The sequence below is a fragment of the Clostridium sp. HBUAS56017 genome, from assembly GCF_007115085.1.
Taxonomy (GTDB): Bacteria; Bacillota; Clostridia; order Clostridiales; family Clostridiaceae; genus Clostridium; species Clostridium cibarium.
Genome location: NZ_SULK01000077.1, coordinates 1 through 375 on the forward strand (window position 1 = coordinate 1; position 375 = coordinate 375).

Below are 375 nucleotides of genomic sequence, written 5' to 3' on the forward strand. Positions count from 1 at the left end.
ACCCATCACCAGTAAGGCGAGTAGAAATACCTAAAGCCGATGGTGGTGTTAGATTATTAGGGATTCCAACAGTACAAGATAGACTAATACAACAAGCAATTGCTCAAGTTATATCTAAAATATATGAACCATCATTTTCAGAGAATAGTTTTGGATTCCGACCTCGTAGAGGAGCAAAGGACGCAATAACAAAATCAAAACAATATATAAATGAAGGAAATAGATGGGTCATAGACATGGATTTAGAGAAATTCTTTGATAAAGTCAATCATGATATCCTCATGAGTAAACTAGAAAAGAAGATAAAAGACAAACGATTATTATCACTAATAAGAAAATACTTAAAAAGTGGAATTCTTATTAATGGCGTTTCAG

At 32.5% G+C, this 375-nt stretch carries 1 protein-coding gene; it reads left to right on the plus strand.

The features are described 5' to 3' along the window. Positions 1 to 375: reverse transcriptase domain-containing protein (locus tag FAY47_RS19975; RefSeq protein ID WP_243129686.1), on the plus strand; the 375-nt coding region annotated here is incomplete at both ends.